General features: G+C 71.6%; 21 protein-coding genes. 12 read left to right on the forward strand and 9 right to left on the reverse strand.

Annotated elements, in window-relative coordinates:
* Window positions 1-1,054: M28 family metallopeptidase (locus tag ACWDS7_RS03555; RefSeq protein WP_399965755.1), on the reverse strand; the 1,054-nt coding region annotated here is incomplete at its 3' end.
* A gap of 145 nt (window positions 1,055-1,199) precedes the next feature.
* Window positions 1,200-2,750: a M28 family metallopeptidase gene (locus ACWDS7_RS03560; protein WP_451927950.1), complete on the reverse strand. Its 1,551-nt coding sequence runs from the start codon at window positions 2,748-2,750 to the stop codon at window positions 1,200-1,202.
* 228 nt (window positions 2,751-2,978) lie between these two features.
* Between ACWDS7_RS03560 and ACWDS7_RS03565 the strand changes: the two genes are divergently transcribed.
* Both ACWDS7_RS03565 and lipB read left to right on the forward strand, forming a co-directional pair.
* On the forward strand, window positions 2,979-3,170 hold the full coding sequence (locus tag ACWDS7_RS03565) for a PspC domain-containing protein (protein ID WP_306860073.1): 192 nt from the start codon (window positions 2,979-2,981) through the stop codon (window positions 3,168-3,170).
* A 9-nt stretch (window positions 3,171-3,179) separates the two neighbouring features.
* Window positions 3,180-3,818 carry a lipoyl(octanoyl) transferase LipB gene (lipB, locus tag ACWDS7_RS03570; RefSeq protein ID WP_306860071.1) on the forward strand — a complete coding sequence of 213 codons (639 nt, stop codon included), beginning with the start codon at window positions 3,180-3,182 and terminating at the stop codon, window positions 3,816-3,818.
* A gap of 19 nt (window positions 3,819-3,837) precedes the next feature.
* On the opposite strand, the gene ACWDS7_RS03575 is transcribed toward lipB, so the two are convergent.
* On the reverse strand, window positions 3,838-5,403 hold the full coding sequence (locus ACWDS7_RS03575) for an amino acid permease (protein ID WP_451927951.1): 1,566 nt from the start codon (window positions 5,401-5,403) through the stop codon (window positions 3,838-3,840).
* 49 nt (window positions 5,404-5,452) lie between these two features.
* A complete protein-coding gene (locus ACWDS7_RS03580) occupies window positions 5,453-6,391 on the reverse strand; it encodes a phosphotransferase family protein (protein WP_451927952.1) in 939 nt (312 codons plus the stop codon).
* Between the two features lie 75 nt (window positions 6,392-6,466).
* Between ACWDS7_RS03580 and ACWDS7_RS03585 the strand changes: the two genes are divergently transcribed.
* From ACWDS7_RS03585 to ACWDS7_RS03600, 4 genes are all read left to right on the forward strand, one after another.
* Complete coding sequence (locus ACWDS7_RS03585) at window positions 6,467-9,067, forward strand: GcvT family protein (protein ID WP_451927953.1); 2,601 nt, start codon at window positions 6,467-6,469, stop codon at window positions 9,065-9,067.
* 260 nt (window positions 9,068-9,327) lie between these two features.
* Window positions 9,328-9,861 (forward strand): PH domain-containing protein, encoded by a 534-nt coding sequence (locus tag ACWDS7_RS03590; protein WP_451927954.1) that lies wholly within the window; start codon window positions 9,328-9,330, stop codon window positions 9,859-9,861.
* A complete protein-coding gene (locus ACWDS7_RS03595; protein ID WP_451927955.1) occupies window positions 9,858-11,369 on the forward strand; it encodes a PH domain-containing protein in 1,512 nt (503 codons plus the stop codon). The genes ACWDS7_RS03590 and ACWDS7_RS03595 overlap by 4 nt, the downstream gene beginning before the upstream one ends.
* Before the next feature lie 49 nt (window positions 11,370-11,418).
* A complete protein-coding gene (locus ACWDS7_RS03600; RefSeq protein ID WP_451927956.1) occupies window positions 11,419-12,030 on the forward strand; it encodes a GNAT family N-acetyltransferase in 612 nt (203 codons plus the stop codon).
* Between the two features lie 139 nt (window positions 12,031-12,169).
* Here ACWDS7_RS03600 and ACWDS7_RS03605 read toward each other — a convergent pair whose 3' ends face one another.
* Genes ACWDS7_RS03605 through ACWDS7_RS03615 form a run of 3 tightly spaced genes read right to left on the reverse strand, consistent with a single transcriptional unit; the run spans window position 12,170 to window position 14,159 of the window.
* The gene (locus ACWDS7_RS03605; RefSeq protein WP_306860057.1) at window positions 12,170-12,802 is read right to left on the reverse strand and encodes an HAD-IA family hydrolase; all 633 of its coding nucleotides are present in this window, start codon (window positions 12,800-12,802) and stop codon (window positions 12,170-12,172) included.
* Window positions 12,735-13,403 (reverse strand): hypothetical protein, encoded by a 669-nt coding sequence (locus ACWDS7_RS03610; RefSeq protein ID WP_451927957.1) that lies wholly within the window; start codon window positions 13,401-13,403, stop codon window positions 12,735-12,737. Before ACWDS7_RS03610 ends, ACWDS7_RS03605 begins: the two co-directional genes overlap by 68 nt.
* Window positions 13,404-13,454: 51 nt before the next feature.
* On the reverse strand, window positions 13,455-14,159 hold the full coding sequence (locus tag ACWDS7_RS03615) for a hypothetical protein (protein WP_451927958.1): 705 nt from the start codon (window positions 14,157-14,159) through the stop codon (window positions 13,455-13,457).
* 155 nt (window positions 14,160-14,314) lie between these two features.
* Between ACWDS7_RS03615 and ACWDS7_RS03620 the strand changes: the two genes are divergently transcribed.
* The 4 genes from ACWDS7_RS03620 (at window position 14,315) to ACWDS7_RS03635 (ending at window position 20,523) form a co-directional block, all read left to right on the forward strand.
* Complete coding sequence (locus ACWDS7_RS03620) at window positions 14,315-18,100, forward strand: protein kinase domain-containing protein (RefSeq protein WP_451927959.1); 3,786 nt, start codon at window positions 14,315-14,317, stop codon at window positions 18,098-18,100.
* Between the two features lie 164 nt (window positions 18,101-18,264).
* Window positions 18,265-18,618, forward strand: coding sequence for a hypothetical protein (locus ACWDS7_RS03625; protein WP_451927960.1), 354 nt, complete (start codon window positions 18,265-18,267; stop codon window positions 18,616-18,618).
* A 151-nt stretch (window positions 18,619-18,769) separates the two neighbouring features.
* The gene (locus ACWDS7_RS03630; protein WP_451927961.1) at window positions 18,770-19,573 is read left to right on the forward strand and encodes an MEDS domain-containing protein; all 804 of its coding nucleotides are present in this window, start codon (window positions 18,770-18,772) and stop codon (window positions 19,571-19,573) included.
* Entirely contained in the window at window positions 19,570-20,523 is a 954-nt protein-coding gene (locus ACWDS7_RS03635) for an anti-sigma factor RsbA family regulatory protein (protein ID WP_451927962.1), read from the forward strand. Before ACWDS7_RS03630 ends, ACWDS7_RS03635 begins: the two co-directional genes overlap by 4 nt.
* Before the next feature lie 14 nt (window positions 20,524-20,537).
* On the opposite strand, the gene ACWDS7_RS03640 is transcribed toward ACWDS7_RS03635, so the two are convergent.
* Together ACWDS7_RS03640 and ACWDS7_RS03645 are read right to left on the reverse strand one after the other, a co-directional pair.
* Window positions 20,538-20,903, reverse strand: coding sequence for an STAS domain-containing protein (locus ACWDS7_RS03640; RefSeq protein WP_451927963.1), 366 nt, complete (start codon window positions 20,901-20,903; stop codon window positions 20,538-20,540).
* A gap of 321 nt (window positions 20,904-21,224) precedes the next feature.
* A complete protein-coding gene (locus tag ACWDS7_RS03645; RefSeq protein WP_451927964.1) occupies window positions 21,225-24,830 on the reverse strand; it encodes a galactose-binding domain-containing protein in 3,606 nt (1,201 codons plus the stop codon).
* Between the two features lie 444 nt (window positions 24,831-25,274).
* Between ACWDS7_RS03645 and ACWDS7_RS03650 the strand changes: the two genes are divergently transcribed.
* On the forward strand, window positions 25,275-25,439 hold the full coding sequence (locus tag ACWDS7_RS03650) for a hypothetical protein (protein WP_451927965.1): 165 nt from the start codon (window positions 25,275-25,277) through the stop codon (window positions 25,437-25,439).
* Window positions 25,440-25,551: 112 nt separating this feature from the next.
* On the forward strand, window positions 25,552-26,043 hold the full coding sequence (locus ACWDS7_RS03655; protein WP_451927966.1) for a hypothetical protein: 492 nt from the start codon (window positions 25,552-25,554) through the stop codon (window positions 26,041-26,043).
* The last annotated feature ends 285 nt before the right edge of the window (window positions 26,044-26,328 follow it).

Consider the following 26,328-nt stretch of genomic DNA (forward strand, 5'->3'; position numbering starts at 1 on the left):
ACCGGCCGAGGGTGGCGGTGTCGGTGCCGCCGGGGTCGGCGGTCCAGCCGGTCGCCGTCTCGAAGGTGTCCTGCCAGACGGTCACGGGCGGGGTGGCCGTCGCGGTCGTCCACACCGCGTAGGCGATCGCGTCGGCGTTGCGGTTCAGCGCGGTGTCGTTGATGTTCGCCGTGGTGTCGCACGCCCGGTGGTAGCAGGAGTCGAACGACTGCCCCGCCGTACCGCCCCAGAGGGTGGCCTGGGCGCTGGACTTGATGCCCTCCGCGCCGGTGAACGTGCCCCCGGCGGGGATGCCGACGCTGATGAACGGGCCGTAGTCGGAGCGGCCGTCGAAGTCGGTGCCCCGGGTGGCCACGCCGATCGAGGTGAAGTAGGCCTGGATCGTCGCCTCCAACTGCGCGGAGCCCGCCGGGCCGGGGCCCGAGCCGACGCCGTCGGAGTTGTCTCCGTCGTAGACGAAGTAACCGGCGTTGGGCGAGCCGACCATGTCGAAGTTCAGGTAGCCCTTGACCTTGGCCCGCTCGGTGGCGGGGAGGTTGTTGACGTAGTACTGCGAGCCGCGCAGACCCAGCTCCTCGGCGCCCCACCAGGCGAAGCGGAGGTGTTTGGTCGGGGCCAGGGCCTGGCGGGAGACCTCCAGCGCGGTCTCCAGGATGGCGGCGCTGCCGGAGCCGTTGTCGTTGATGCCCGGTCCCGCGGTCACGCTGTCGAGGTGCGCGCCGACCATGAGGATGTCGTTGGGGTCGCCGCCCGGCCAGTCGGCGATGACGTTGTAGCCGGTCGCGCCGTTGTAGGTGAACGACTGGAGGGTGGTGGTGAACCCGGCGCCGTCGAGCAGACCCTTGACGTAGTTCGCCGAGGCGAGATAACCGGGGCGGCCGTGCGCGCGGTTGCCGCCGTTGGCGGTGGCGATGGACTGGAGCTGGGTGAGGTGTGCCTTCACGTTGGCCAGCGAGATGTCCGGTGGGACGGCGGCCGACGCGGCCGGCGCGGTGAGCGCCAGGGGGATGGCCAGGATCGCCGCCATCCCGATGGTCCACAGGTTGCGCATCATGCTCCTCGGGTTGGGAGGGTGTGGGGGTCCCCCGAGCGGCGCGCACCTGGCGGGTGCGCGCCGTACAGCGTGGTGGTGCGCTTGGGTGGTGTCCCTCGGATCCGTCGCCTGCGGCGGCCGTCAGGTGGGGTCCGCGGGACACGGGTCAGCGGGCCGCGTCCTCCGGCGCCCGCTTGGCGGCCGTGGCGGACCTCGCCAGGGCGGCGGCGTCACGGTCGGGGATCGTGGACAGGTCGTAGGCGTAGAACGCGGTGGCGTAGCCGATCGCCTTGGAGTTGCGGTCGAGCGCGGCGGCGTTGATGTTGGTGATGGCGTCGCAGGCCGCGTGGTAGCAGGGGTCGTACGGGGCGTCCGCCGTACCGCCGAACACGGCGGCCTCCTCGGCGGTCTTGATGCCTTCGGCGCCGGTGAAGATGCCGCCGGCCGGGATGCCCGCCGCCATGAACGCGCCGTAGTCGGAGCGGCCGTCGAAGTCGGTCCCCTTGAAGCTCAGACCGCGCTTGCCGTAGAACTTCTCCAGCAGCTTCTCGATCTCGGCGGAGCCGGCCGGGCCGGGGCCGGAGCCCTCGGCGTCGGAGTCGTCACCGTCGTAGAGGAAGGTGACGTCGTTCGGCGAGGCGACCATGTCGAAGTTGAGGTAGAGCCGGATCTTGTCCCGCTCGGCCTGCGACAGGCCCGCGACATACTGGTCGGAGCCGAGCAGGCCCAGCTCCTCGGCGCCCCACCAGGCGAAGCGGAGCTTGTGCTTGGTGGGCAGGTGGGCCAGCTTCAGCGCGGTCTCCAGGATGGCGGCGCTGCCGGAGCCGTTGTCGTTGATGCCGGGCCCTTCGGTGACGCTGTCCAGGTGGGCGCCGGCCATCACGATCTCGCCCTTCTTGCCCCACGGGGAGTCGGCGATGAGGTTCTTGGTCTGGCCGACCGTGGTCTTGGCGTCGACCTTCAGGTGGACGGTCGTGCCCGGGGTGTCGGCCAGGTCGAGGCCGACGGCGGTGGAGGCGATCACGATCGGGAAGCCGAAGCGCCACTCGCGGATGTCGAACGAGAAGGGGTCGGTACGGCCCGGCTGACCCTCGTTGAAGAAGATCACACCGGCCGCGCCGGCCGCCTTCGCGTTGGTGGCCTTGTCGACGAACGGGCAGGTGCCCCGCTGGATGAGGGCGATCCGGCCCGGCACGAATCCGGCGAAGTCGGCGGCCTCGCAGCCCGCGGTGGAGGTGTTGGGACTCGGCGCCGGCGGGATGACCGCGTCGACCACCTGGACCTGCGCCGTGACGTCCCCGGGACTTGAGGAGACGACGGTGACGAAGTCGGCGGGGTTGGCGTAGGTCTTGGCCTCCGGCGTCACCTGCTGCAGGACCGAGGGGGAGAACTCCTCCCACGAGACCGGGAACTCCACGTCGGTGGTGGAGACCTTGTAGCCGGCCCGGCGCAGCTTGTCCTTGACGTAGGCGAGGGAGGCGTCGTATCCGGGGGTGCCCGCGGCGCGGGTGCCGCCGTTGGCGTCGGCGATCTGCTGGAAGCTGTCGAGGTGTTTCTTGACGTTCTTACCCTTGACCTGGGAGGACAGGGCCTCGGCCAGGACGTCGGGGAGGCCGGTCGCGGCCGCGCTCGCGGGTGGGACGAAGGCGAGCGGAAGAGTGACGGCCGTGACCAGGGTGGCGGTCCGGACCAGCGTGCGTTGCAGGCGCAGGCGCATAAAGCTCCTCGGGGAGTGAAACTGTGGGCCCCAATCCGTGTTAAGGCGGAAGCTACCTTGATCAATGACCTTCGCCTAGGCCCATTGGGGAGGAGTTGCGCGAATAGTTACGTGGCCCGCCCGGTCCCCGGGCCGACCCTGACAGGGTTTTCTCAGGGATGTCCCGGGAACGTGGGGGTCTTCGCCCTCCGTTCAGAAGGTGAAGACCAACGATCCGGGGAGACAGAGATGCACCGTTCGAGAAATCACAAAATCATCGCCGGCGTCTGCGGTGGGATCGCGGAGAGCCTCGGCTGGTCGCCCACGGTCGTCCGGGTGCTGTGGCTGCTGCTGTCCCTCATCCCGGGGCCGCTGTGGGTCGTCTACGTGCTCATGTGGATCCTCGTCCCCAAGGCTCCCGCGGTCCACTACGGAAAATAAGCTGAGGACATGAGGCAACGCCCCCTGTCCCTTGTCCAGGACGACCTGGTCGACTACGAGAAGGCCATGGAGCAGATGACCGACCTGGTCGGTCAGCGGCAGCGCGACGAGCGCCCCGACACGCTCTGGCTCCTCAGCCACCCGCAGGTCTACACCGTCGGCAGGCGCACGCTGGAGCAGCACCTGCCCGACCCGTCCCACGGCATCCCGGTCGTGAGCACAGGCCGCGGCGGTCAGCTCACCTATCACGGCCCCGGCCAGCTCGTCGGCTATCTCGTCGTCAAGCTCGGCGAGGGGGAGGGGATCGTCGACTACGTCCGCGAGGTCGAGCTCCGGCTCGTCCGCGCCCTCGGCGCGCTGGGCGTCCCGGCCGAACGCCGGGACACCCCGCCGGGTTCGGAGCTGCTGACGGGCGTGTGGACGGCGGAGACGGGCCGGAAGATCGTCTCGATCGGCATGCGGCAGAGCCGCGGCGTGACCAGCCACGGGTTCGCCCTCAACGTCGACGGCGACCTGGCCCCGTGGGACTGGGCGGTGCCCTGCGGCATGCCGGAGGTCGACATGACCTCGCTGAGCCGGGAGGCCCCGGCCACCGCGGACATGGACCGGGTCCGGGCCGCGGTGGCGGAGGCGTTCGAGGCGGTCTGACCGGGGGACCGCGGCCTGATCAGGCGATCGGCTGCCCCTCCTCGACCTCGACCGTGCGGCGCGGCCCGGTGAACCAGTGCCGGGCCGACAGCGCCCACCACAGGCCCACGGCGAGGACCATCAGCCCGACCACGATCGGCGCGTAGTTGACCGCGGTCCAGGTGAACGTCTCGTCTCCCGGCGTGGCGGGGTCGTCCTTGTTGAACGGCACCCCCGCCGGGGCCAGCGGCATGATGAAGTAGATCGAGACCACGACGATCTCGATGACGGCGATCCAGCACATGACCTTGTACTTCGCGCCCAGCGTCCACGGGCCGGGCTCGAAGCGGTCGCCCATCCTCAGCCGGAGCCAGATCGGGATGGCGAAGGCGATGTAGAGGCCGACGACCGCGACCGAGACCACCGCGTAGAACGCAAGGGGGGTGCCGGTCGGGGCCTTGTAGAGGGCCGGGAGGGTCAGCACGAGCGCCGCGACGCAGCCGAAGACGATCGCGTTGACCGGGGTCCGGTCCTTGTTCACCTTCGACCAGAGCCGCCAGCCGGGGATGCCGCCGTCCCGCGAGAACGCGTAGGTCATCCGGGACATCGAGGTCACGCAGCTCATCCCGCAGAAGAACTGCCCGATCGTGGAGATGCCGAAGATCACCGTGGCCAGGACCGGGGTGAGCGACGAGGTGAAGACGGCCCCCACGAAGCCGAACTCCTTGTTGACCGCGTCAACGTCGGTGGCCGCGAACAGGAACGCCAGCAGCAGGACCCAGCCGCCGATCGCGGAGTAGAAGATCGACTGCCAGAGCCCGCGGGCCGCCGCCCTCGAGGCGCCCTGGGTCTCCTCCGAGACGTGCGCGCAGGCGTCGAAGCCGGTGATCGTGTACTGGGTCAGCAGGAAGCCGAGCGGCAGCACGTAGAACCAGAACGACGTGTCGGGGAAGCCCGAGTTGTTGAAGCGCTCGGTGAAGACGAACGACAGCGACTGGTGCCGGTCCGGGCCGAAGATCAGGATGGCCACCACCACGGCCGCCCCGAACACGTGCCACCACACCGAGACGTTCTGCAGCACGGAGATGAGCCGGTGGCTGAAGATGTTGATCAGCGCGTGCAGCACCAGGATGACTGTGAAGAGGATGAAGGTGTTGCCGAGGGAGATCTCGAAGCCCTCGGCGAACCGGTTGATCGTGATGTTCATGAACGTCGCGCAGCCGTAGTCCACCGAGGCGGTCACCGCGATCAGCCCGACGAGGTTGAACCACCCGGTGAACCAGCCGTGGACCGGCCTGCCCAGCTTGGCGGCCCACCAGTAGATGCCGCCGGCGGTCGGGTAGGCCGACACCAGCTCCGACATGCACAGGCCGATGATCAGAATGAAGATCGAGATCAGCGGCCAGCCCCAGGAGATGGCGATCGGCCCGCCGTTGTTCCACGCCTGGCCGAAGGTGGTGAAACACCCGGCCAGGATGGAGATGATCGAGAAGGAGATGGCGAAGTTGGAGAAGCCGCTCCAGGTGCGGGAGAGCTCCTGCTTGTAACCGAGCTCGGCGAGCCGCTGCGCGTCCGTGTCCACAGGTGGCACCACTGGCTTGGTCATGCAAGCCTCCTTGCGTCTTACATGGGGGGTTTACTCCGGGATGAGGGGGTCATCCCGGGGCGGGGGTCCGGGGAGCCGGCGCGCGCCGGCCCCGGACGTCGTCGACGAGCCGTCCGAACCCCGGGTCGTCCAGGTCCCGTACGGCCCGCGCGAACTTGTCGGCCGCCTCCGCGTCGTAGTCGAAGTCGGCGGCCGCCGCCTGTTCCCGTAGCAGCCCGTGATGCACGGCGAACCAGAGGGACCAGGTCAGGTTGGACATGATCAGATTGAGCCTGACCCGCGCGATCAGCCGCGGGTCGGCCTCGCCGAAGTAGGCGTGGGCCAGCCGGCCGGCCAGGTCCGGATCGTAGTCGGCCTCGGCGGCGATGTCGCCCAGCTCGAAGGCCGGGTCGTTGTTCCCGGAGAGCTGGTAGTCCACGATCTTGATCTCCGTGCCGCAGTGGATGAGGTTGCCCGGCAGCAGGTCGTTGTGGCAGGGCACCGCCGGCAGCGGGTGGGCGGTCAGCGCCCGCTCGATCTCCGCCGCCGCCCGCCGCCGGTCCTCGTAGCCGTCGGGTGTCGGCAGCGCGTGGGTATGGCAGAGGGCGAGGAACTCCTCAAGCTTGCGGAAGATGGAGAAGTCGTTGACGAACCGGGGCCCGGCGTGCAGGCGGCGGCAGGCCGCCGCGATCGGTCCGGGGAGCGTCCGCACGCCGTGCGCGTCGAGGGTGGCGCCGTCGAGATACTCCAGCAGCAGCGCGCCGGGCATCCGGTGCAGGACCCGCGGGCCGACCCCGGCCTCGGCCGCGCGGAGCGTGTTGGCGATCTCCTGGTCGAGGGGGATGCCGAGGCCCGCCCCCGAGACGCGCGGATCGAGCACCCGCAGCAGCCAGCGCTGCCCGTCGGCCGCGTCCAGCCGGGCGATCCGGTGGCTGAGCCCACCCTTGATCGGCGTCTCGGTGACGGGCTGTCCGGCCCACTCCCGGACGGCTGCGAGAGCATCTGGCATGCCGCACTCCTTTGGCCTACCTTCAGACCATTGATCCGATTATCCGGACGAGTTGTTACAGAGGGGTTGCCGATCTTGGAACTTCCCAACTCTGCGCGGGCCGTCGTGATCGGCGGCGGGGTGGCCGGGTGCAGCGTGGCCTACCACCTGGCGAAGCTCGGCTGGAGCGAGGTGATCCTGGTGGAGCGGCACGGGCTGACCGAGGGGACCACCTGGCACTCGGCCGGATTCGTGGGCCAGCTCCGCTCGACCGTCACCCAGACCAAGATGATCATGTATTCGGCCGGCCTCTACCCCGAACTGGCCGAGCTGACCGGGATGGACCCCGGCTGGCGCGGGGTGGGCGGGCTCCGCCTGGCGACCACGCCCGAGCGGGTGGAGGAGTCGCTGCGGCTGGCCGGGGCCGGGGAGACCTACGGCCTGGGGCTGTCCGTGCTGTCCGGGGCCGAGGCGGGGGAGATGCTGCCGCTGCTCGACGTGCGCGACGTGCGGGCCGCGCTCTGGCTGCCCGGGGACGGCTGGCTCGATCCGGCGCTGCTGGCCAGGGCGCTGGCGGCCGGGGCGGAGAAGCTGGGCGTGCGGATCTTCACCGGCACCCGCGTGACGGGGCTGGAGGTGGCCGGCGGCGCGGTCGGCGGGGTCCGCATCGCGCTCGGCTCCGAGGAGTGGTCGGTCCGGGCCGACACCGTGATCATCGCGGCGGGGGCGGCCAGCGGCCGGGTCGGGCGGCTGGCCGGGGTGGACATCCCGATCGTGCCGATCAAACACCAGTATGTCGTCACCGAACCTTTCGAGGTCCCCTCGTCTATGCCCACGGTCCGGGACCCGGACAACATCGTCTACTTCCGCGAGGAGGGCGGCGGCATACTCGTCGGGGGATATATCCGGACTCCGGAGATCTGGGAGACCGGGCAGCCGCTGGAGGAGCCCCGGACGCTGTTCGCACCCGATATGCCGAAATTTCAAGAATCGTGGGAGTCGGCGGTGCGGCGGGTCCCCGCGCTGGGCCGTACCGAGATCACGAAGGTCGTCCACGGTCCCGAGGCGTTCACCCCCGACGGGGAGTTCCTGCTCGGCGAGACGGCGGTCCGCGGCCTGTGGGCGGCGGCCGGGTTCTGCGTCCACGGCCTGGCCGCCGCCGGCGGCGTGGGCAAGGTCATGGCCGAGTGGATCGTGGACGGCTCGCCGGAGTACGACGTGTTCGGCATGGATCTGCGCCGGTTCGGCGGCCACGCCCGGTCCGCCCCATGGGCCCGGGCCAGGGCGCTCGACTCCTACTCGAAGTACTACGACATCGTCTACCCGGGCGAGGAGCGCACCGCCGCCCGGCCGCTGCGCCGCTCCCCGGCGTGGGTACGGCACGCGGAGCTGGGGGCGGCGTTCGGCGAGAAGTCGGGCTGGGAACGGGTCAACTGGTTCGACTCCAACGCCGACGTCCCGGTGCCGGAGGAAGACTCCAACGCCGGCGCCCGGGCGTGGGAGGAAGGCCCCAACGCCGGCGCCCGGGCGCGGGAGGAGGGAGGCGGGCGGGGAACGCGGGAGTCGCCGGCGGTCCGCCCGGCCGGCTGGGCGGGCCGGATCTGGTCCCCGGCGATCCGGCGGGAGTGCCTGGCCACGCGGGACGCGGCGGGACTGTTCGACCAGACCTCGTTCGCGAAGCTCGAAGTCTCAGGGCACCAGGCTCTGATGAGACTGCAGCGGGCGTGCGCCGGGCAGCTCGACCGGCCCCCCGGCTCGATCGTCTACACCCAGCTGCTGAACGAGCGCGGCGGCATCGAGGCCGACCTGACCGTCACCCGCCTGGCCGAGGACCGCTTCCGCCTGGTCACCGGCACCGCCTTCGGCGTCCACGACGCGGCCTGGCTCCGCGGCCACGGCCTCGACGTCCGGGACGTCACCTCGGCCCACGCCTGCTACTGCCTGTGGGGCCCGCGCGCGCTCGACATCCTCGGCACGGTCTGCGACGACGACCTGACCTTCGGATACATGCAGGCCAGAGAGATCAGCGTCGGGAACGTCCCGGTGCTGGCCCAGCGGGTGACGTTCGTGGGCGAGTTCGGCTGGGAGCTGTACTGCCCGTCGGAGTACGGGCTGACCCTGTGGGACACGCTCATGGAGGCGGGCACGCCGTACGGCATGCGCCCGGCCGGCTACCGGGCGATCGACTCGATGCGCCTGGAGAAGGGCTACCGGGTCTGGGGCCTGGACATCACCCCGGAGACCACCCCCGTCGAGGCCGGCCTGGGTTTCGCGGTGGCCATGGACAAGGACTTCCTCGGCCGGTCCGCGCTTGAGGCGGCGGCCCGGCGGGACCGGCCCGGCCGGCGCGGCGGCGCGGACGGGCCCGCTCCGGACGCGCCCGCCGGAGCGCCGGACGGCCGTCGGGGGACGGAGGCTCCCGGCCCGCGCCTGCGCTGCCTCGTCCTGGACGACCCCCGCCAGGTCTGCCTCGGCGGCGAGCCGGTCCGCGTCGACGGCGCGCCGGCCTCCCGGGTGACCAGCGGCGGGTACGGCCACCGGGTGGAGCGCTCGATCGCCTACACCTACCTGCCCGCCGGGACCGCCCCCGGCGACCGGGTCGAGGTCGGCGTCACCGGCCTCTGGACCGGCGCCACCGTCACCGCCGAGCCCCTCTACGACCCGGCCTCCGAGCGGATCAGGCGCCTGCCCGGCTGATCCTCCGCCGGTCCTCGGCTGGTCCTTGACCGGTCCTCGGCCGGAGAGTGCGCTCCCGCGCCCACGCTCTCCGGCGGAGGGCCTCCCGCGACAGGCGGTGCCCGGGCGGCGTGTCAGGGCCCGACAGGCTCATGAGGGCCGGTGAGCCGGCCGTGCAGGCGCCGGGCCCGTCGGCAGTTTTTTATCCCTCGGCTCCCTCCTGTCCTTCGACTCCGCGGGCACGGGATTGCGTGTCTGTCCGCGTGTGTTAAATTTTGGCCATGCGGTCAAAAAACGAGACGAGCGGTCAGGAAGGCGGGGTCGATGGAGGGCTCAGGCTCCGGCCGCCCCGGAATCCGGTGGACAGCCGGGCGGTCCGGTGGTGGACGGGCCAGGCGGCCGTGCTCGTGGCCCCGCCGGTCCTGGTGCTGGTCCTGCTCGCTCTCCTGATCCCGCCGGCCCGGTTCTGGCTGCTGCTCCCGGCGCTCGTCATCGCGGTCCCGGGGGCCGCCTACGTGGCGGTGATGCCACGGTGGAGGTTCCGGGTGCACCGCTGGGAGACCACCGACGACGCGGTCTACGCGGCCTCCGGCTGGATCTGGCAGAAGTGGCGGGTCGCGCCGATGTCGCGGATCCAGACCGTCGACACGGTCCGGGGCCCGCTCCAGCAGATCTTCGGCCTGGCGGGCGTGACCGTCACCACGGCCTCGGCGGCGGGCGCGATAAAGATCAACGGCCTGGACCACGCCCTCGCGGCCGACCTCGTCGAGCGGCTCACCGCCCGGACCCAGGACACCCCCGGTGACGCCACGTGAACCGCGATCGAGACACGGCCGGCGACCGCCGGTATGACGGGGCGGAGCGGGTCGGCGGCGGGGCGGCCGGCCTGGAGTGGACGCGGCTCGACCCGCGGATGCCGTGGCTGAGCCTGAGCTGGGTGATCGGCCCGCTGGCGCCTGTCGCGGCCACCGCCCTGGTCGCCGGCGACCGGCTGAACCCGCAGACCGTCATCACCCTCGGCTCGATCCTGGCGGCGGCCGCCGTGATCACCTCGATCGGCCTGATCCGCTACGCCACCACCCGCTACCGGGTCACCGGCGAACGCGTCGAGCTCCGCTCCGGCCTGGTCTTCCGCAGGCGGCGGTCGGTCCCGCGTGACCGGGTGCGCAGCGTCGAGGTGACGGCCGGTCCGATGTACCGGATCTTCGGCCTGGCCGACGTCAAGATCGGCACCGGCCAGAACGACGCGGACGAGGGGCTCTCCCTCGACGGGATCTCCCGGGCCGACGCACTGCTCCTGCGACGGGGCCTGCTCGGCCGTACGGCCCGCTCCGACTCCGTCATCGCCGAGCTGCGCCCGGCCTGGATCCGCTACGCGCTGCTGAGCAGTTGGTCGCCGGCCATCGGCCTGGCCCCCTTCGGCCTGTTCTTCCGCGTGCTGGACATGTTCGGGATCAGCCCCACGGAGGTCGGCTTCCTCGGCGAGCTGTGGGCCGCCGTCACCGCGACCCACCCGGCCGTGGTCCTCGCCGTGGCCACCGGCGTCGTCCTGGCGATCGGGCTGACGGGGACCCTGCTGCTCCACGTGGAGTCCTGGTGGGACTTCCGCCTGACCCGCGGGCCCGGCCGCGCCCTCCTCGTCCGGCGGGGCCTGCTGACCACCCGGTCCATGTCGCTGGAGGAGCGGCGGCTGTGCGGGGTCGAGGTGGCCGAGCCGCTGCCGCTGCGCTGGGGCCGGGGGGCCAGGCTGAACGCCGTGGCCACCGGGCTCGGCGAGGACGACTCGACGGCCCTGCTGCCGCCGGCCCCGCGTGCCGAGGCCCACCGCGCCGCCGCCGCCGTACTGGGCGAGGACGTCTCGCCGACCCTCGCGCCGCTGCGCCCCCACCCCCGGGTGGCGCTGCGCCGCAGGGCCGTCCACGCCGTCTGGCCGCCGCTCGTCCTCGCGCCGCTGCTCGCGGGGCTCGCCGCGTGGCTGAGCTGGGTCCCCGCGCTGCTCTGGGCGGCCGGTGCGGCGCTGCTCCCCGCCGGGCTGCTCCTGGCCCGCGACGCCTACCGCAACCTGGGGCACGGACTCCACGGCCCCTACCTCGTCACCCGGTACGGCACGGCCCGGCGCAGGACGGTGGCGCTCCGCCGTGAGGCGATCATCGGCTGGACCGTCGGCCGCTCGCCCTTCCAGCGGAGATCGGGCCTGCTCACCCTGGCCGCGACCACGGCCGCGGGCAAGGGCTCCTACAAGGTCAGAGACGTCTCCGTCACGCAGGGACTGGCCTTCGCCGAGGAGGCGGTGCCCGGCCTGCTGGCGCCCTTCATCCGCTGACGTCCCGGAGGTAAGATCACCTGCGATGGAGACGGGTGGAGCGGACACGTTGGCGGACTTGCTCGCCGAGGCGTCGAGGGGACGCTTCCCCGCGCCGGACGCGGGGCCGACGATCCTGCCCCAGCCGTCGCCGCGTGACGCGGGTGTCATCGCCTTCACCGCGCACAACGTGATATTCGCCGACGTCGAAGCGTCGTGGATCCACCGGCGCCTCCCCGACGGAGACCTGTCCGCGCCGCTCGGCCCCCGCTTCCTCGGCGCCCTGGAGGGACGGCTGGGCCGCCGGCTCGACAACATCGACATGCTCGCCCTCGCCGGGCCGCTCCCCGGCCGGCCGCAGATCGCGCTGACCGAGGTGTCCGCGACCGGCCACCCGAGAGCCGGACGCGCCCGCCGCTACCGTGACGACGTCCGGACGTGGACCTGCCCGGGCGGCCTCCTCGTCATCGGGCGCGGGGTGGCGGGCCGCTGGGAGGTCGCGGTCGAGATCGATCCGGAGCACCGGGGCCGGGGCCTGGGAAGGGCCCTGGCCTGCGCGGCCCGTCAGCTCACCCCGCACCCGCTGTGGGCCCAGATCGCCCCCGGCAACGCGGCCAGCGTCCGGACCTTCCTGGCCGCTGGATACGTCCCGGTGGGCGCCGAAGCGCTGTTCTCCCCGTAGGCCGGCCTTCCCGCGGCCGGCTCCTCCGCCTCCCCGCGGGGGCCTTCACCTCCCTGCCGCTCCTTTCACCTCCCTGCGGCCGGCTCCTCCGCCTTTCCACGGCTCCCACGGCCTGGCCCCCGCTCTCCGGTGGAAGGCGCTAGACGGTGCCGAGGCAGGTGACGGTCCGGTGGACGGGGATGCCGGGGGTGGGCGGCGCCTGCGTGCGGTTCACCCAGCAGAAGTCCACCCCGGCGGCCTGCGCGCAGCCGCCGTCGCTCGCCGGCGAGTCGCCGACCATGAGCGCGTCACCGGCCTTGGCCTCCAGCAGGTCCAGGGTGTGGTGGAGCAGCTCTCCGTCGGGCTTGCGCAGGCCCACCTCGGGGGCGATCACCACGTGCTCGAAGAACCCGCCGATCCGGGTGCGGCGGAGCTTGGCCCGCTGGACATGGGCGATGCCGTCGGTCACCAGGGCCAGCCTGAACCGCCGGGACAGCCGCCGCAGAGCGGCTCTGGCCTCCGGGAACAGGGTCACGTTCCGGCCGAGCGCGTCTTCGAACGCGGCCGCGACCGAGGGGAGGGCGCCCATCCTGGCCCAGCGCTCCAGCCGCAGCTCGGCCAGGGTGATCCGGTGCTCGCGGTAGGCCGCCCAGAGCGGCTCGTTGGCGGCGTGGAAGCGCGCCAGGAACTCGGCGCGGCCCATCTGGAAGAAGCGGTGGTGCACCTCATGAAGCGCGCCGCGCTCCGTTTGGGCGTAGTCGACCACAGTCCCGTCCAAGTCGACCAGCAGCACCTGGTGTCGACTCTCCCTCGCCGAGCCCATCGCGCTCCGACAGCCGGAGGATCTCCCCGACCGTCGCCGCGTCCGCGGCGTAGATGTGCGGAACGTCGACGAAGACCCTCATTGACCCACAGTCCACCCCGAGATCGCCGGCGACCTCGTTCTGAATACTACGCAGCGGCACATAGTTCAGGTAGGAGGTGAACACGTTCTGCGACCGGAAGGCGGCGGTCATTACCAGCCGCCCGTCGCGGAGCCGGAAGGCCAGGCTGGTCAGGCAGGGCACCGCGTCGGGAGACTCGCCCGGGACGGTGAGGGAGATCCAGCCGCTCTTGGTGTACGGCTTGGCGCGCAGCACGTCGGCGACCCAGCGGAGCTGGTCGACGCCGAGGAGCTGGCGGAGCCGGCCGCCGTAGCTGTATTTGAAGGGCGGCAGGACCGCGCACTCGCTGAACTTGCCGGCGTACAGCGGGATCTTCCCCGAGTCGCCGTAGGACTCCAGGATCGGATCGTCCCAGCCGAGCCCGGCGATCTCGAACAGCACCGCCTGGGCTTCGATGATCGGGCCCCGGTCGTCCTCGGCGGGCCTGCCGCTGTCCTGCACGTGTCGCATCAGCCAGATCCACGTCTCCCCACAAGACGCGAATCTGAGGAGGTCGGGCATTCAGGTCTCCACGTTGGGGAAATGGAAGGGGTTGTGTGGGAGTCTGCGCTGCCGGGAGACGTTGGCGCGGACGTAGTAGACGAAATAGTGCAGCAGGGAGAGCAGCCCGATGACCACCAGGAGCAGGGCCGCGTTGGGTTCGGTCCTGACCAGGCCGAGCACGCCGACGGCGATGTAGGAGCTGTTGACCAGGGCCAGCATCATCACGTTGATCCCCGGCCAGGCGAGCGGCGCGTAGGTCTCGGGGTAGCGGGGGTCCACCGGCAGGTTGGGGGTCCAGCCGAGGGCCGAGAAGTGGTCCTTGAGCTGGACCACGTAGAGCAGGCGGAAGTTGTTGAGCGCCCGCGCGGTCCGCATGTGCGCGTTCACCGCCTCGATCAGCCGCAGGAACGGCAGGATGTTGAGCAGTCCGAACGCGGCGATCGTCGCGAACAGATACCACGGCACGCCGCCCCAGGAGGTCAGCGCTCCCGGATTGACCACCTTCGCGCTCGCCAGCGCGATGGCGGCGGCGAACGGGGCGGCGAGCAGGCTCATGGAGAGCCTGGTCATCTTGAGCCGTTCGTCCTTGGCCGCGAGATAGACGTGGTAGGTCCCGCTGAAGTCCACGGCCACGAGCTGGAGGAAGTCCTTCGGTTCCACGGGCAGGTCGTCGAGCCTCTCGGGCAGCGACTCCGCGGTCATGCGCGGCAACATCTTCCGCATCGGGACCCACTCTCGGGGGCTGGCGGACTTGCGCGGTAAGAAGATTTTGACGCACTTGTCAGTCGGGCGCGCGCCATTCGGCACATCTTCCACAACTTCTCCGAGCTCTCCGGCGTCTAATGGATGACGTTGCCGGGCACGGGGGTTCGCACAGCATGGGATTGACGCCGCTCGCACCTGGTGACCCTCTGCGGCTGGGCGGATACCGCCCGGCCGGACGGCTGGGCGCGGGGGGTCAGGGGATCGTCTACGAGGCATATGACGCCGAGGGCGGCCGGGTCGCGATCAAGGTGCTGCACGGGGACGTGGCGGCCGACTCGGGGCTGCGGACGAGGTTCGCGAAGGAGGCGGAGGCGGCCCGCCGGGTGGCGTCGTTCTGCACCGCCCGGATCCTCGCGGTGGACTCCGACGCGGCCAGGCCGTACATCGTCAGCGAGTTCGTCGCCGGGCCCGATCTGCGGGCGGCGGTCCGCGAGGCCGGCCCCTACGCCGGCGACGCCCTGCACCGGCTGGCCACCGCGCTGGCCACCGCGCTGACCGCGATCCACCGCGCGGGGGTGGTCCACCGCGACCTCAAGCCGGAGAACGTGCTGCTCGGCCCGGACGGGCCCCGAGTGATCGATTTCGGCGTGGCCAGGACCGACGAGATGTCGCTGACCACGACGGGCATCGTCGCGGGGACGCCGACGTACATGGCGCCCGAGGTGTTCGTCGGGCAGCGGGCGGGCCCCCCGGCGGACGTGTTCGCCTGGGGCGGGGTGCTGCTGTACGCGGCCACCGGCAAGGACCCGTTCCAGGCCGAGAGCCTGGGCGGCGTGATGCACCGGGTGCTCACCGTCGACCCTGACCTCGGCGACATCCCCGAGCCGCTGCGCTCGCTGATGGCCGCCGCGCTGGCCAAGGCGGCGGCCGACCGCCCGACCGCGCACGCGCTGCTGATGGGTCTGCTGGGCGGCGAGGACCGGACGGCCGGTACGGCCGCGCCCGGGGCCGGTACGGCCGCGCCCGGAGTGGGGACGGCGGCGCCCGGGGTGGGGACGGCCGGCAGGCCCGCGTCCGAGACCTCGCCGGCTCCGGCGGCAGAGGCGCGGGAGGCTGAGGCGCGGGAGGCCGAGGAACGGGAGGCCGAGGACCTCAGGGCGGGGGTGCGGGCCGCACGGGAGGTCCTGCCGCCCGGATCCGATCCTCCCGCGCTCGGTGTGATCGCCGAGGAGGCGTTCAGCGCGCTGACGCCCCAGCAGCAGGCCGACGCGCCCGGGGTGCTGCTCCGCATGATCGGTGACGGTTCGATCCAGCGCGTCGAGTGCGGGCCGGAGGACGAGCCGGTGATCGCCTGTTTCGCCGGGGCGGGGCTGCTGATCAGGGAGGGCACCACGGCCGTTCCGGCCGGGGCCGCCCTGCCGTGGGCCTGGCCCCGGCTGCGGGAGTGGCTGGCGGCCGAGCGCGACGGGCTGCCGGTGCACCGGCGGCTGGCCGAGGCGGCCCGGGTCTGGGAGGAGCACGGGCGGCCCCCGGGAGATCTTTACCAGGGGGAGGCGCTCCGGGAGGCGCTGCAGTGGGCCGCGACCGAGCGGCGCTATCTCGGGATCAACCTCAGGGAGCGGCGGTTCCTCGACGCCGCCTCGGCCGTGGAGCGGCGGCGCCGGAACAGGCGGCGGCTGGTCACCGCGGGGATGGCCGTGCTGCTCGCCTTCTCGCTGGGCGTGACCGCGGTCGCCCTGCGGCAGGGCCAGACTCTCGCCGCTCAGACCGAGGATCTGCAGCGGCAGCGGGACGAGTCGGCGGCCCGGGCCGCCGCCGCGCGCGCCGACGACCTGCGCGACTCCGACCCCCGTACGGCCATGCGGCTCAGCGTGGCCGCCTGGCGGATCGCCCAGGTGCCGGAGGCGCGTTCCGCGCTGCAGGCCGCGCTGGCCCAGGTGAAGGTCGACGTGTTCACCGACCCCGACGCCACCTCCAGGGCCTCCTACGTCCTCACGCCCGACGCGCGGACGCTCGTGCGGGCCCACGGCGGCGAGGTCCGCATGTACGACGTGGTCACCCACCGGCCGGTCCGGACGTTCGAGGGGGTGGGGAAGCTCGCCGCCGTGACCGCGGCGAGCCCCGACGGCTCGACCCTCCAGGTCGGCGGGCGGCTCTGGGACAGCGCCACGGGCCGGGCCTTCGGCCCGGCGATCCCTGAGGGGTCACGGGCGGAGCTGGAGCCGGAGCGGCGGCTGATCTCGGCCGTCGGCCCCGGCACGCTGGTGATGCGCCCGCTGGACGGGGGCGGGCCGCTGGTCTCGGCGACCGGGTTCGAACCGGAGGGGACCGTCTCGCCGGACGGCCGGTGGGCGGCCGTGGCCGGGCGTCAGGGCAGCGTCGAGGTCTGGGACCTGACCAGGGGAAGGCGGGTGTTCGCCCGGAAGATCGACGGCCCCGTCAGCTCCCGGGGGGAGCGGGGGGCGCCGCAGCTCGCCTTCAGCCCGGACGGCTCGACCCTCGCGGTCGGCGGCGACACCTCGATCACGTTGCTCGACCCCGCCGACGGGAGCCGGCGGGGGGAGGACTTCGCGAGCACCGGCGGCGGCGCGCTCACCTTCAGCCCGGACGGCCGCTTCCTCGCCGAGCAGGCGGAGGAGGCCCTCTTCCTCTGGAAGGTGGCCGACCGCACCATATCCGCGCGGTTCCCCCTGACGGCCGTCGGGAACGCGCGGTTCACCGCCGACAGCCGGACACTGCGCTATCCGACCGGATACGGCTCGGTCGTCTCGATCGACGTCAGCGCCGTCACCCACACCGACACCCTGAACGTGCCGCAGGAGCGCAGCGGCTGGGAGAGCGCGGTCTTCGCCCCGGGGGGCCGGGTGCTCGCCTACGCCAACCTGGGCGTGGTCCGGCTCTGGGACCCCACCCGGCTGGCCCCGATCGGCGGCCCGCTGAGCGTCGACGCGGGTTCGGCCGGGGCGTTCAGCCCGGACGGCAGGACGCTCGCCGTCCCCCGCCGGGACGGCTCGGCGGTGACCCTGTGGGACGTCGCCACCCGCAGGAGCCTGGCCACCCTGAACACCGGGGCCGGGGCCGGGGCGGTCACCGCCCTGGCGTTCGGCGGAGACGGCCGGACGCTCGCGGCGGGTGTGAGCGACGCGGACGGCACGGGTGAGGGGAGGGTGCGGATCTGGGACGTGCGCGCGGGCCGGATCACCGCGACCGTGGACGTGCCGTCCGTCCAGAGCCTGGCCTTCCGTCCGGGCGGAAGTCCGGTCGGGGGCTCCTCGGATGTCGGAAACTCCTCGGACGTCGGGGGCTCCTCGGGCGAGAGCCGGGGCGGGGGGCCGGGGGCGGGGCCGGGTGGAAGTCCGGAGGGAAGTCCGGGAGCGGGGCCGGGTGGAAGTCGGGGAGCGGGCCAGGGGCAGGGCCGGGGCGGCGACGCCGGGAGAGGGGTGCTCTCGGCGGGGGCCGACCTGGTCGCGCTCCCCGGTGGCCGGACGCTCCGCGGTCCCGCCGGGGTCGGCGGCCCGGACGTCCGGGCCGCAGCCTTCAGCCCGGACGGCCGCGTCCTGGCCCTCGGGCTCGCCGACCAGCGTGTGCTGCTGTGGGACGTCGAGCGCGGCGCGCGGCTGGGCGTCCTGGGGGTCAGGGGGTCCCAGCAGCTCCTGCGCTTCTCCCCCGACGGCCGGGTGCTCGTCACGGCGGGAGACGGAGACGGGGTGCGTCTGTGGGACCTGGCCGCCCAGCGGGAGATCGGCTCCCTCCCGGCCGGTGCGACAGCCCTCGACCTGGCCTTCAGCCCGGACGGCCGCGTCCTCAACGCGGTGGCCCGCGACGGCTCGGTCAGCCGCCTGCCGGTGGACCCCTCCCTGGTCGCCGAGTCGGTCTGCGCCCGGACCGGCACGGGCCTGCGGGCGGCGGAGTGGGAGCGGCTCATCCCCGGCGTCCCCTACCGCGAGACCTGCGGCTGATGGGCTTACCGCGAGGTCTGTGACCGATGGGCCTATCGCGAGGTCTGCGGCTGATGGGGCGGGGCGGCGAGCGGGCGGCGCGGACGGGCGCGGCCCGCCCGGACCCGCCACGGCACATGGACGGTTCGGAAGTCGCGGACGGCGGCGCTGCGTAGGCTCGTGCCGTGGATGAGAGCCAGGAATACACCAGGTATCGCCAGGACTCGGCGGTGCTCGCCGAGATCGGACGCTTCCTCGACCCCCAGGTCGCACGCCTCACCGTACGGCTGTCCGGCGACCTGGCGCGGGCCGCGGTCGCCGCGTGGGACCGCGACGAGGAGGCGGAGGCGGGCGAGGAGACCGTCGAGCAGGCCCGGGTCCGGGACCGCGCGGCGTCCCTGGCGCTGATCGGCCTCGCGGTGTCGGACCGCGGCGTCGCCTCGGGCGCCGAGGTCGTCGTGGAGCTGGACGTGACGGAGGTCGCGGCCGCCCTCCTGGCCGCCTACGACGAGGACGTCATCCCGCTGGAGTCCCTCTGACCCCGTGACGGCGGCCCCCCGGGCCGCCCGGCGGTCGCCCCGGGACTCCCGCCGGCCGGCGCACGACCTGCGGTGCCGTACGGACGCAATAAACTGGCGCTGGGTGTCACAGCGAAGGCGAGGTGATTTCGCGGTGCGCAAGTCAGGGGCCATGCCGACACTTGATCCGGTGGATGTCGGCGAGCACGTGTGCTGGGTCGTCGATCCGGCCCAGGGATACACGGCTGCCACCTCGACGTTCCTGGCCGACGGCGAGCTCTTCGGTGACAAGGTGGTCATCGTCGGGTCGTCGCTGGACCCCGCTCCGTCGGCCGGCCTCCTGCGGGACGCGATGGTGGTCGACCCGCGGCTGGTCCGTGGCGTGGACCCGGTGCCGGACATGAGTTCGATGCTGGGCCTGGTGCGGCGCGAGGCGGCCAGGGCGGGGCGCCAGGGCTACCGCGCGCTCCGCGTGCTCGCCGTGATGGACGAGCTCGTGCCGCCGGACGCGGGCCTGGACATGCTGATCGACCATGAGCTGCGCCTCGACGAGTTCGTGGCCGACAGCGCGGCCATCATGGTGTGCGCCTACGGCCGTGACCGCTTCGGCGCCGCCACGCTGGACCACGTGGCCTGTGTCCACCCCCGCGAGCTGGGCAGCGGCTGGGCAGGGCCGTCGTTCCGGATGTTCAACTCGGGTCCGGGCCGCTGGAGCGTGTGCGGGGTGGTCGACTCCGACGGCGCCGCGGCCTTCAGCGCCGCACTGGCCGCCGCCGCGGTGCTCTCTCCGGTGCTGCGGCTCCGTTTCGACGAGCTGGAGCTGATGGACGCCGCGGGGATGCGCGCACTCGTGGAGGCCGCCGCCCGTGCCCCCGTCAGCAGCATCACGGTCGAGGGCGCGAACCCGACAGTGCGGTCGTGCTGGGAGATGCTCGGCTACAGCACCTACGAGGCTCCCGTGGAGCTGACGCCATGACCACCCAAGTCACCGGTGCGGAGGGGACAGCGGGCCTCCGCCACGAGCTCTACTCCTACTCGGGGGAGGCGCAGTTCCTCGACGGGGCGCTGTCCTTCATCGAAGACGCGCTGGCCGCCGACGAGGCCGTCCTGGTGTCGGTGCCCGAGAGCAGGGAGCAGATCCTGCGCGCCGAGCCGGTCGGTTCCGACCCCCGGGTGGTGTTCCTGGACGTCTCCCAGCTGGGCCGCAACCCCGCCCGGCTCATCCCCGCCTGGCAGCGGTGGATCAGCGAGCGGACGGAGCAGGGGCGTCCGGTGCGGGGGATCGGCGAGACCGACTGGAGCGGGCGCGGCGCCGCGGAGATCGAGGAGCTGCGCTACCACGAGTGGCTGCTGAACCTGGCCTTCACCGGCTCGCCGGCGTGGTGGCTGCTGTGCCCCTACGACACCGACACGGTCGACCCCGGGATCATCCGGGCGGTCAGCCGGTGCCACCCGTTCGCCCTGGAGCAGGGCGTCCACCAGGAACATCCGGACTACGTCCAGGCGCCCTTCGCCTGGGAGGAGCTGGAGTCGGCCTGCGACCCGTCGGAGGAGTTCCGCTACGGCAGGGGAGACCTCGCGGCCGTCCGGGACAAGGTCTCCGCCTGCGCCATGCCGCACGGCCTGCGGGGGGAGCGGCTGCGGGAGGCCCTCGTGGCGGTCACCGAGGTGGCCGGCAACAGCATCGCCCACGGGGGCGGGTACGGGACCCTCCGCACCTGGGTGCGGGAGGGCACGCTCGTCTGCGAGTTCCACGACGACGGGGTGATGACCGATCCCCTGGTCGGCCGCATGGTCCCGGCCCCCGGCCCGCTGAGCGGCCGGGGCATGTGGCTCGTCCAGCAGCTGTGCGACCTGGTCCAGGTCCGGTCCGCCCCGGAGAGCGGCACGACCGTCCGCCTGCACATCGTCATCCCCCCGCTCTGAGCCCGGCGGCGACGTCACCGGTCCCGCAGGGCCTCCTCCACGGAGGCGAAGATCGTGAAATAGGGCAGGAGCCCGGTGGTGGTCAGCATGTGGCGCAGGGTGCGGCTCACCCCGGCCAGGGACAGGTCGGTCTTGGTCTCCTGGCTTCTGCGCAGGATCCACAGCAGCTCGGCGAGCCCGGTGGAGTCGCAGAAGGTGAGCCCGGTGAGGTCGAGGACGAGCGCCGGTGTCGCGCCGGGGTCGCCGCTCCATACTTGGGCGAGTTCCCGCCGGAACATCGGCGCGTAGTCGTAGTCCAGCTCGCCGACCGCGCGGACGACGGTGGCGTCTCCGTGTGAGCCGGACGAGATGAGGAGCGTGGCCGCGCCTTCGGATGACATCGAGAACTCCTTAGACCCGCAGTTCACAGGGCGGGCGTTCCCCCTGTCCTACCAGGTATGCGGCTCCGTCGATCCATGATGACTGAGAATCGTAGGAGATTGACCTGTTCCGGGAGGAATCGGAGTAGGGCGGGCGGGGAGTGCGGGCCGGGGCGGCTCTGCCGCCGGGCGGGGAGTCCGGCCGGGTCACCGAGCGGGGAGTCCGGCCGGGGCGGCCCTGCCGCCGGGCGGACGGGAGTGCCGCCGGGGCGGCCCCGGCGGCACTCCCGTCCCTTCTCACATGTGGTCACATGTGACCGTCCGCCCCGCCGGCCTGCCGGCCTACGGGTTGGTGGTGATGGTGAACGTCGACGTCGTGTTCTTCACGTTCGTGGCGTTGTTGCTCAGCCTCAGGTTGTTGAAGGTCACCGAGCCGACCGCCGGCCCCTGGCCGGCCTCCGGCATCTCGTTGGCCCAGATGCCGAACCCGGACTTGGCGTCGTAGGCGTCCCCGCTCTTCCGGGCGCCCGAGATCGAGACGTTGGTGAAGACGGTGTCCTTGATCGGGAACTGCGGCTGTCCTCCCACGTAGTTCGTCTGGAACATGATGCCGCTGTAGGTCGGGTCCACGATGTCCACATCGCTCACGCGGATCCCCTGGAACACCTTCGAGGCGGAGAAGATCCAGATCCCCGGGAAGGTCTGCCCGTTCCAGAAGTGGCCGCCGGCCCGGACGATCGAGATGTTCTCGAACCTCGTCGGCGGGTCGGCGCCGAAGCCGTTCATCGGGTAGCCGAAGTCGAGCGAGCTGATCGTGATGCCGGAGTAGACCAGCGTGTCGGCGATGTAGATGTTCCTGAAGACGTTGTCGTATCCGCCGTAGACCGCGACGCCGGCCGCGCGCCAGGTCAGGATGGACGTCAGGTTCTCGTAGACGTTGCCCTTCATGTCGGAGCCGCCCGCGTCGATGGCCGAGAACAGCGCGAAGCTGTCGTCACCCGTCGCCCGGGCCTCGTTGTTGGTGACGAGGTTGTCCGTGCTGCCGTTGGTCATGTTGATGCCGTCGGCGAACATGTTGCGGATCCGGGAGTTCTTGATCGTCACCCGGTCGGTGTTCGCGCCCCAGTACAGGCAGACCATGTGCTCGTTCCAGATGTTGTCGATCACCACGTCGGAGACGTTGGAGAAGTCGAACACCTTGCCCGGACCGTCGATGCGCGAGGTGTAGTTGCCGAAGTAGGCGAAGTTGGCGAACGTGGACCCCTTCGCCGTCCCGTCCGCGCGGAATCCGACGTCGGTGTTGTCCTGGGTCGACGGCGCGCGGAACTGCGTGTACCAGGGACCGGCGCCGATCACCTTGACGGCCTTGCCGTACACCTGGAACTTGCTCGCCGTCTGGTAGGTGCCCGGCGGCAGGTAGACACCGACGAGGGTGCCCGTGGCGTCCATCCGGACCTTGTCGAGCGCGTTCTGCACGTCCTGGTGCGCGAAGCCCGCCGGCACCGTGTACTTGGCGGGGTCGGGGTTGGCGATCGGCGACACCTGCTCGAGGTTGATGAAGTCGATCGCGTACGTCGTCGTGTTGGCCGGGTCCTTCTGCAGCCTGATCTTGCTGCCGGCCAGGACGGTCGTCCCGAGCATGACGTTGGCCTCGTCGTAGATGTGACGCGGCCCGCCCGCCCCCGGCGAGTTGCCGGGAGCCGTCTCGTTCCCGTACAGCCAGGCGTACTTGGAGGTCAGGTTGATGGGCTTGAGGAAGGTGCCGTTGACGTAGACGTTGAGCGTCGAGTCGATCCCGCCGCCGCCCGGCGCGTCCGGGATGGAGAAGCGCGTGACGAGGGTGTTGGTGTCCGCCTTGGCGGTGAACTCGACGTAGCTGCCCGTCGAGTTCAGCGTCACCGCCCTGCGGCCGGACGCCTCGCCCGCCAGGTCACCCACGGTCCGGTTCGGGCCGATGACAGCCGCCCCGCCGCCGACGACGGCCTCCTCGGCCTCGTACATGTCGTAGGGCATGTTCGCGCCGCGCCCGACGAAGAACGGGTGCGTGCTGGTGTTGTTCTGCCGCTTCACCGGCAGCTCGTTGGCGTCGTCGGCCAGCACCACCTTGACGCTGTACTTGCCGTTGGCGGCCGTCCAGGTGCCCAGATTGACGGGGTTGGTGGTGGCGCCGGCGGCGATCGGGCCGGTGTGGGAGCCGGTCAGCGTGCGCACGACGGCGCCGGTCGCCGTGTTGGTGACCGTCAGCGTGATGCCGTGGGCGCCGCCCGCGGAGGCCACGGTGCCCTGGTTCTTGATCGCGACGGAGAAGGTCACGACGTTGCCGTTCGCCGGGTTGCTCGGCGTCCAGTTGACGGGGGAGACGACCAGATCGGAGCTGTCGACGGGCCTGACGACGACCGGGGAGGGGCTGGTGAAGGCGTTGTCCGTCTCGTTCTGCTCGATGACGTCGCCGCCCTCGTCGACCTTGGCGCTCAGCGGGTAGCTGCCCGCGTCACGGGGACCGGCGTCGGCCGAGACGGTGCTGGAGGCGCCGGCGGCCAGCGCGCCGACCGAGGCGGTGCCGACCTTGGTGGTGCCCAGGTAGAAATTGACGTCCGTCGCGCCGGAGGCCGCCGTCCCGGTGTTCTTGACCGTGGCCGACAGCGTGACGGAGTCGGTCTCGACCGGAGCCGCGGGAGCCGACGACATGCCCGTGATCGTCAGGTCCGGGTTCGGGGCCGGGGTGCCGATGACCTGGAACTCGGCGACCTGCCCGGCGGGCGCGCCGGAGTTCGTGGTGATCTTGAGCTGGACGTCTGCGACCCTGCCGGTGACCGGGATCGTCACGGTGTTGCCGGAGGCGGGGTTGAAGGTGTGGACCGCCGCGGAGGACAGGTTGGCGAAGGAGGAGGAGCTCTGCCCGCGACCGAGGACCTGGATGGTCTGCGTGCGCGTCCCCCACACGCTGTCGGGGTTGAGCTTCAGCACGACCGAGTTGACATCGGCGTCCGCGCCCAACCGCACCGTGAGCGTGTTGGGGTAGCTGCCGCCGTTGCCCTCCCAGTAGGTGGTCACATTGTTGTCGTTGGCGTTGGTGGCCACGAAGGTGAAGACCGAGGACGAGGCGGTGATCGGCTTGCCGACGGCCAGGTTCGAGCCGCCGCCCCCGCTGCCGCTGCGGGTGACGGTGTTGCTGGCGGCCGACTGGTTGCCCGCGGCGTCCTTCGCCTTGACGTGATAGGAGACCGTCGCGGTGTCGGGCTGGCTGTCGGTGTAGGTCAGGACGTTGCCCGCCACGCTGCCGCGCAGGACGTTGTTGGCGTAGACGTCGTAGCCGGTCACGCCGACGTTGTCGGTGGAGGCGCTCCAGGTCAGCTTGATCTGGCCGGAGGCGGGCTGGGTGTAGGCCAGGTCGGCCGGCGCGGTGGGCGCCTGCGGGTCGCCGGTGGCGGGGCCGTACACCTCGAACTCCGACAGCTGCCCGGCCGGCCAGCCCGTGTTCGCCGTGATGTTCAACCGTATGTACCGGGTGGTGACGGTGGCGAAGCTGATCGTCACCGTGTTGCCCGTGGCCGGGTTGAAGGTGTAGCCCGCGGACGGGACGACGGTGGTGAAGGGTGGGCCGAGCGTGCTCGTCTGCACGTTCAGGGTCTGGGTCCTGGTGGCCCAGTCCGCCGCCGGCGGCAGTTTCAGGACGATCTTGTTGACGCCGGCCGAGGCGCCGAGGTCCACCTGGACCCACTGCGGGAAGGCGTTGTTGGCGCTCTCCCAGTAGGTGGCCTGGTTGCCGTCGGTGATGTTGGCGGCCGTGTAGGGATTGTTGGAGCTGCCGGCCGAGGCCGCCTTCCCCGCCGCCAGGTTCGGGTCGGCCACCGCCGCGGCGGGGGAGAGGGGCCCGAACAGGGCGAGCAGGCTGGTCGCGACCACCGCCGCGACCAGCCGTAATGACGTTACGTGCTTGTTTCTCATGGCGTTCCTCTATCTCTCGTCTGGAACGACGGACGCGGTGAGGAGGCGGTGACCTCCGCCGCAGGACGCACTCGGCCGCTGGAGGGAATGACCGGCGGGACCGGTGGGACCGGCGGGACCGGCGAGGGGGTGAACGTCGGGACTACGCGGAACCTGGGCGGACGGGGTCCGCGACCGTAGTCGTCGGGTGGCGATCGGACGCGCAATGCCGGAGCCGACATCACTGGGTCCTCTCCGTGGGGCGGAGCGGGCGCACGGACACTGCGTGTCCTGGCAAAAGTTGCGAGGAACAGCTAGAAAGTAACAGCAGTTTGCAAAAATCTTGCATCGTGCTGGCCAAATGTTAACTACGCGCTACAGTCGCGTCAACGGCTAGAAAAGGGTGGTTTTCTATGGCATATCGATTTGCTGCTGAGCTGATGGAGATTCCGCCGGGGTGGGCCGGTGAAGGCGATGGCGGTGACGATGGTCGCGGTCGCGGTCGCGGTCACGGTGGCGGTCACGGTGGCGACGGCGGTGTCGGTTGCGGTTGCGACGGTGCCGGTTGCGACGGCGGTGGCGCGGCCGGATCCGCCTGTTCCGCCCGCGGAGGGCATGGGGCGAGCGTGACCGCGACATGAGTTTGCTTTTCACCCAAGTCGCGAATGATCTGCGCATGACTCATGAAATAAATGACGGTCGGCGTCGTGGGATACGCCGGACCGCCTGTGGCCTGGCATTCATGTTGGCATGCGGCCTCTGCCCGGCCGTTCCGGCGGCCGCCGGGGCCGTCACCCTGAATACGCCGCCGGTCCCGGCCACGCCCGCCGTCTTCACACTGGGGTCGCTCAAAAGCTCGACCTATGTCATTCACCGCGGGCGCAAGACATGGGCGCAGTTCACCATGGACGTGAGGGTGCACAGCCAGAACGAGGTCCCGGTGACCATCACCGGGATCGGCCGGAGCGGGGCCGGACTGAAGCTGCTCTCTCCCGAGAAGCGGGACCCCTATGTCCTGGAGCCCGGGCAGAGCGTGAGATTCTCCCTCAAATATGAGATCACCAGCTGCAATGCCGTCCAGCAGGGAGATTGGCCGATACCGATCCGGGTGCGGACGGACGACGGGGAGAGCATCGCCTACGCCTCCCTGCTGCTGTCCAAAATCGCGCCGAAATACCGGGTCAACGCGCCCTGGCAGGCCGCCCTGGCCGAACAGGCGTGCACCGCTCGCTGACGGGATCGCCCCTCCCCGGCGAGATCGGGACAGCTCCGGCGAGATCGGGACAGCTCCGGCGGGACCGGAGCGGTCCCCGGTAGGCATCAGCCCGTCCGGACCGCCGGCTCCCGGACCGCCGGCTCCCGGAGCGCCCAGCGTCCCACCACCGGATACTCCACGAACGCGGTGCCCCACATCCGCCACGCGTTCGGCAGCATCCGGCGGTGCCGTGGCCACGGGTGGACCATGCCGTTGCGACATGGGTCATGTCTGTGACATGGGTCATGTCGCGGCGTGTCACGT

Source organism: Streptosporangium sp. NPDC003464 (genome assembly GCF_053588315.1).